The sequence below is a fragment of the Acidimicrobiia bacterium genome (genome assembly GCA_040289475.1).
GTDB lineage: Bacteria > Actinomycetota > Acidimicrobiia > ATN3 > PSLF01 > PSLF01.
Genome location: PSLF01000018.1, coordinates 22520 through 28642, shown reverse-complemented (window position 1 = coordinate 28642; position 6123 = coordinate 22520). Strand labels below are relative to the sequence as shown.

The 6123-nt window shown below is 55.9% G+C and carries 6 protein-coding genes and 3 tRNA genes; 8 read left to right on the top strand and 1 reads right to left on the bottom strand.

Translation table 11 applies throughout. The features are described 5' to 3' along the window. The 6 genes from C4318_08570 to C4318_08545 form a co-directional block, all read left to right on the top strand. Nucleotides 1-277, top strand: a 277-nt coding sequence (locus tag C4318_08570; protein ID MER3455185.1) for a hypothetical protein, incomplete at its 5' end; no start/stop codon positions are given. Continuing rightward, nucleotides 277-1617, top strand: coding sequence for a dihydrofolate synthase (locus tag C4318_08565; GenBank protein ID MER3455184.1), 1341 nt, complete (start codon nucleotides 277-279; stop codon nucleotides 1615-1617). The genes C4318_08570 and C4318_08565, both read left to right, overlap by 1 nt. A gap of 180 nt (nucleotides 1618-1797) precedes the next feature. Continuing rightward, nucleotides 1798-2205 (top strand): nucleoside-diphosphate kinase, encoded by a 408-nt coding sequence (locus tag C4318_08560; GenBank protein MER3455183.1) that lies wholly within the window; start codon nucleotides 1798-1800, stop codon nucleotides 2203-2205. Between the two features lie 267 nt (nucleotides 2206-2472). Continuing rightward, nucleotides 2473-2545, top strand: a tRNA-Arg gene (locus C4318_08555). Nucleotides 2546-3009: 464 nt separating this feature from the next. Beyond that, nucleotides 3010-3687, top strand: coding sequence for a hypothetical protein (locus C4318_08550; protein MER3455182.1), 678 nt, complete (start codon nucleotides 3010-3012; stop codon nucleotides 3685-3687). A 334-nt stretch (nucleotides 3688-4021) separates the two neighbouring features. Continuing rightward, nucleotides 4022-4098, top strand: a tRNA-His gene (locus tag C4318_08545). Nucleotides 4099-4146: 48 nt separating this feature from the next. Here the strand turns inward: C4318_08545 and C4318_08540 are convergent. Further along, nucleotides 4147-4950 carry an LLM class F420-dependent oxidoreductase gene (locus C4318_08540; protein ID MER3455181.1) on the bottom strand — a complete coding sequence of 268 codons (804 nt, stop codon included), beginning with the start codon at nucleotides 4948-4950 and terminating at the stop codon, nucleotides 4147-4149. 245 nt (nucleotides 4951-5195) lie between these two features. Here C4318_08540 and C4318_08535 point away from each other — a divergent pair. After that, nucleotides 5196-5271: transfer RNA gene (locus tag C4318_08535), tRNA-Lys, on the top strand. Between the two features lie 73 nt (nucleotides 5272-5344). After that, entirely contained in the window at nucleotides 5345-6064 is a 720-nt protein-coding gene (locus C4318_08530; GenBank protein ID MER3455180.1) for an SAM-dependent methyltransferase, read from the top strand. The last annotated feature ends 59 nt before the right edge of the window (nucleotides 6065-6123 follow it).

Below are 6123 nucleotides of genomic sequence, written 5' to 3'. Positions count from 1 at the left end.
AAGCGAAGGTTCGTTAAGGCTTGCAGCTCAGCTAGCGCAGATCTGGATAGAGACAGCCGGAGTGTTCGATATAGACGAGGAGTCCAAACGCATTCGAGCACAGCTAGCGAAAGTAGAGGCGGAGATCGAAAGAGCATCCAGAAAGCTCGAGGACTCCCAGTTCGTATCCAAGGCTCCTGTTGAAGTAGTTGAGAAGGAGCGGGCGAAGCTCGAAGCATTCTTTCAAGAAAGAGCCAGCCTCGAAGAGGCCTTAGCTGATCTCGGACAGCATAGATAGTGAAAGGCTGGGCTGAGATGCCAGCGACCTACCGGGATGCCACCTATACAGAGGCCCTCCAATACCTAGAGACCCTCACCAATCTAGGGATAAAACCCGGTTTGTCGCGAATGGAGGCCTTGGTCAGCGCGATAGGAGATCCACACCGCTGCGCTCCTGTAATACATATCACTGGCACCAATGGAAAGACGAGCACCGCACGGATGGTTTCTTCGATTCTCCAAGCAGCCGGACTTCGCACCGGAACGTACACCTCCCCGCATCTCCAAGTTGTAAACGAACGAATAGAGATAGACCTTGAGCCCCTCGACAAGCAGAGATTTGCTTCGGCGTTTGCCGATGCATACGTGGCTGCAGCCGAGCTCGAACGCCTAAGCGGAGAGAAGCCGTCCTATTTCGAGATGGTAACTCTCATGGCCTTTGCCGCCTTCGCCGACGCACCGGTGAGTGTGCAAGTCGTCGAGGTCGGAATGGGAGGCAAGTGGGACGCCACTAACGTCGCGGACGCCGATGTGGCCGTTGTGACGAACGTCTCCGTGGACCACGTGGAGTACCTCGGCAGTACTCCCCCGCTAATCGCTGCAGAAAAAGCAGGAATCATAAAAGAGGGCTCCCTCCTAATCGTCGGGGAAACCCAGCCAGACATAGTCGAGATCTTCGAGTCGGTAGCAACCGACTCAGGCGCAGACCAAGTTATAAAGAACGGAGATGACTTTCGATTGTTGGAGAGAAAGCCGGCCGTGGGGGGACAGCTCATCTCTGTCAAGGGTATCTACGACACCTACGAGGATCTCTTTTTGCCACTGTTCGGGAGCTTCCAAGCTCACAACGCTGCGGTCGCAATCGCGGCATGTGAGGCGCTGTGCGAGTCCTCGATCGACCGGGCGATCGTAGAAGCCGCTTTGTCACAGACAACCTCTCCCGGCCGGATGGAAGTGGTCTCCCGTCATCCCCTCGTGGTCCTCGATGGAGCGCACAACCCGGCTGGCATGGCCGCCTGCATTGATGCAGTCCGGGAGAGCTTCGCCTACGACCGGCTTCACGTGGTCTTTGGAGTCTTCGCCGACAAGGACTACTTGCCAATGCTGGCGGCGCTCGGTGGCGTGGGAGCATCGGTGTTCACCACCCAAACGGCACTCGCGAGGTCTGCTCCAGCCGAGAACCTTGCATCTGCGGCGCGAAAAGTAGGAATCGACTCCGTCTCAGCAAACCCCGACGTGGTCGCGGCTTTGGATGCAGCCAAGAGAGCGGCCTCCGATGACGACCTCGTCTTAGTTACGGGCTCGCTCTACTTGATCGGAGAGGCGCGCACCTATCTCGTTGGGGTTCCCGAAATCTAGGTGGGAACCCTCTGTGAAGGCATCTATTCGCCTTGTATGAAGGCATAGCTTTAGTTCTCAAAAAAGAGTGCCTAGGCTGCCTCTAACCTCTCGCTAGGTACCCTAGTCCTCGGGCGAGATGCTACATTGTGGCGGCACTGAAACGGTGAGGCTGAAGCGAGAACACAGTGAGGTCGAGACGTGGAGAGAACACTTGTAATTGTCAAGCCGGACGCCGTTAGGCGTCAGTTAATCGGAGAGATCGTCTCCCGTATAGAGCGAAAGCAGCTGAAAATCGTCGGTATCCGCTCAATGGAGATCACCAAAGAGCTTGCCGAGCGTCACTACGAGGAACACAAAGGGAAGCCATTCTACGAGGACTTGGTGTCTTTTATAACTTCGGGAATGTCTGTAGTGATGGTAGTCGAAGGGCGTGAGGCTATATCGGTGGTTCGCACCCTCATGGGGTCTACGGATCCGGCCGCTGCGGCCCCCGGCACCATAAGGGGCGACTTTGGGCTGGAGATCACGGAAAATCTAATCCACGGGTCGGACTCGCCGGGGTCCGCTGCACGAGAAATAGGGATCTTTTTTCCCGAATTGGCATAGCCTACCGGTCCCCCGCTCTTCGAACTAGGGCCTTGGCGGAGCTTTGCAAAGAGTTTCTTTGCCCAGTACCCAGGATCTAGATTTTGAAAGCCATTGGGCGTCTTTGTACACGCTACGATTTTGGGCGGCCCTTTAGCCGCGCTTTGTGCACGGGTCCGCCTCGACAGTGGAGCTTAAGCGTGCTAGGCAAAGATGATACGACACGGCGTGTGACTAAAGCGACCTTTCCCATCGTGCTCTGACGCCGGGCCGTGTAGATTTCTGGCTGCGCCCGTAGCTCAGGGGACAGAGCAGGAGACTTCTAATCTCTTGGTCGGGGGTTCGAATCCCTCCGGGCGCGCAGCTTGTTAGCAAGATCCATGGGCTCGGATCTGACCATTCCAGCGGTCCAACAGCAAGGTGATGGCCGTAAGGTCAAACGCTTCGCCCCTCACTTCTCCGTGGCCATTCCTTCGGGCGCTATGTATCCATCGGGGCTCAGTGAAGCGGAAGTTGGGTAGATTCCTGCGGACTTCTTAGCTAGTCAGATAGGTCGACATCTGGCCGGAGGTGACCGCAATAGTGAGTGATGTCTTGGTCCGTCCGTCCCGGCGGCAGCGACTGAAAGTATCGTCGCTCGACTCTTTTGCTCCCCGCGCTTCCCATCGAAATGTCGTACCCCGGCTGTATCGTCGATAATGCCGAAGCTTGCTGTGTTCTCTTATCTTCACAGAGGTTCTTAAAAAGCCGCAGCATATTTAGTCTCCAAACGCTTTGGAGATACTTTGGCGCTAGATTGGTCCATTTGAAGAGGGGGGATTTCGAATGGGAAAGAGCCCGAGTCAGTGTAGTGAGGTTCTCCTCGAGCAAGACATAGACTCCGAGATCAGATCGGCCGACGACGCCTCCCTCTACTCAATGGCTCTTCCCGGCTATGGAACCACACTTGCCGCCAGCTTCCCGTGCATGCGCAGTCTGGCAGGCGCGGACTCCACTGAGCTCATCGCTGCAGGCGTATGTGAATCCGAAGCAAGACGACTGCTCGCTTCGTGGGAAATTTTGCGCAGAGCACGGGCACGCTGTGTCGAGCCAGTAGTGCGATCGCCCGACGACGCAGCGCCTCATTTTGTCGCGCTGCTGGCAGACAGTCCGCAAGAGCGGGTCGCTGTCTTGTCGTTGGATGCTGCACACGGACCCATCTCAGCGAGAGTGGTCTTTTCTGGAGGTCTCGACCGTTCGATTATCGACCCCAAGATTTTATTCAGCGGCCTTCTGCGCGAACGTGCTTGCGCTTTCATACTCGCTCACAATCACCCCTCCGGAAGCCTCGATCCGAGTCGACACGACATAGCAGTCACCGACAGACTTCGCACCTGCGCTGAGTTTTTGGACATAGCTTTCCTCGATCACCTCGTAATTGGTGGGGACCGCTGGACGTCAATGCGAGAACGGGGGTATCTCGGCGCTTCGGATTCAAAAGACTGGGGGTACCTAGCGAGTTAGAAATCGCTAACCCAGCTGCGATGAGTATGGATTGAGTCCTTAGGAGTATCGAGACGAAAGGCGGAGACTATACTGCTCTTGTCCCCGAAAAGTGGCCTGGACTTCGACTCTGCTTTGGCAGTATTCACCTTTGGGCGCAGCCCTCCTCTATCGAAGAAGGGAGTATCGCTAGGTCTCGGGCCATCGAGATCTAGTGGTGCAGCTCGTCTGGAGAACCATCGCGGCCGGCCGTGTGAGAGAAAGGTCACGCCGGCTGCAGTTCGGGGGTGCCCAGAGGAGGGACAAAGCCTCAGACGCAAAACGCTGAAAAACTGATAAAGCTTGTAAAGACGTGGTGGCCGTAGCTCAGACGGTTAGAGCGTCAGGTTGTGGCCCTGAAGGTCGCGGGTTCGAGTCCCGTCGGTCACCCCAGCTATGAATGCACGCAATTCACCTCATGGGCCTCGGCCTTGAGCGGGTTTATTTACCGCTCGAGTTGAACCCTCTAGCAGCATCCACAAAGTCGCGGAGCGGACCGAGGTCGAAGGGATGACCTATACCCAATATGAAATGATCCACCCCGGCTTCGACGTAGCTGTCCATGCTTTTTAGTTCCCGGTCCCAAGACTCTTGAGACCCAAATCCTTGGATCAAAACCGTTTTTTCTATCTCAGCTAGATCGCGGCCTTCCCTGTCGCACCACCGCTCCAGCACCTCGACTTTTCGCTTGAAGTTGTCGACAGGACCGAAAGTATTCCAGGCATCTGCGTACCGTGCCACAATCCGCAGAGTTTTCTTCTCTCCGCTCCCACCTATCAAAATGGGCACCCTACCGAGCGGCGTGGGATTCAGTTTTTCCAGCCGACTGCGGATTCGCTGACAGGCAGACTCTAAGAAATCGATTCGCTCGGCGGCAGTTCCAAACTCGTATCCGTACTCGTCGTAGTCTTTCTTGAACCATCCCGCTCCGAGGCCGAGAGCGAGGCGTCCCTTGCTGATGTGGTCCACCGTTCTTGCTATGTCGGCCAGAAGATCCGGATTGCGGTAGGAAACACAACTTACCAGTGGGCCGAGGCTCACACGGTTCGTGTCGGCTGCCATACAGGCCAGAAGCGACCAACATTCGAAGTGTCGTCCTCTGGGATCTCCTGTAAGCGGAAAGAAGTGATCCCAAATCCAGCAGCTGTCTGCACCTATCTGCTCGGCTTCAGTCCAAGCGCCTCGTAACTCCTCAACACTGCAGTGTTGCGGATAAAGCGATACCCCTACCTTTATATGAGCCATACGTCCTTCGGTTATCGTCTAGCTACTGTTGCCTACTCGCCGTGCGCTGCGGTCTAGGGAAACCGTCAAAGCCGATTGCATAATCATGACGGATTTTTGCGAAACCGAAAAGCCCTCGAATAGAAAAGCTAAGTATCTAGGAGCGGATTGGATCGAGGATTTGCTACGTGCACGGGACATGCATGGAGGTTTTGGCATCCAAAGAAGTCCTTGTGCGTTGTAGACTCGCGTGCCCGGTGGTGCTCGGGCCGCTAGCTCAACTGGCAGAGCAACGGACTCTTAATCCGTAGGTTCGGGGTTCGAGTCCCTGGCGGCCCACCGAGTTCTCCAGAGTCATGGAAGATAGATAAATTCCGTATGCTGTCCGTGCCCTCGTTTGGTGCCAAAGCCAGATATGAAGTATCGTCTGTCCTGTTGCTCGATGCCAGACCGCAAACGCAAACCACATCGCATCTTCGCCGCTTTCTACTCGTTCTTGGCCGCTGTGGCCGAACAGGGATCCATCGGCAAGCTCAGACGTCGCCTCCTCGCAGGCTCCTACGGGAGAGTTCTCGAGCTAGGAGCAGGAACCGGCGAAAACCTCAAACACTATCCGCCACAAGTTACCCATATAGATCTGATAGAACCGGATTCGGCTATGCTCACGAGGCTCCGATCGAAAATCGCTAAAACCACCCCGAAGCCCGCTGTCTCGATCACGAGAGCTGCCGGCGAATATCTCCCCTTCAAAGATGAATCATTTGACTGCGTGGTCTCGACTCTTACGCTTTGCTCGGTGCAAGACGCCCCCACAGCGCTCTCTGAGGCGGCAAGGGTGCTCAAGCCTCATGGCAGACTGTTGGTCTTTGAGCACATAGAATCGCCTAACCGGCGCATAGCCGCCTGGCAGCACCGACTAAATCCCCTTTGGAGCCGCTTTGCAGGCGGTTGCCACCTCAACCGGCCGACCAAAGAGCTCATAGAGCAAGCGGGATTCGAGGCCACCGAAGTAGAAGTTTTCGACATGAAGCTTACGCTACCGATCCTCGCGCACCATGTAATCGGTGCATACATCCCTGGGAGACCACCGCAACATCGAATCCCAGGCCGTTATCCTCGCTCATCAAAGTCATAACATCCTCCTCGATCCGGAACTCGATGTCCACTCGGGATGCCTTGCCGTGGCGTATAGCG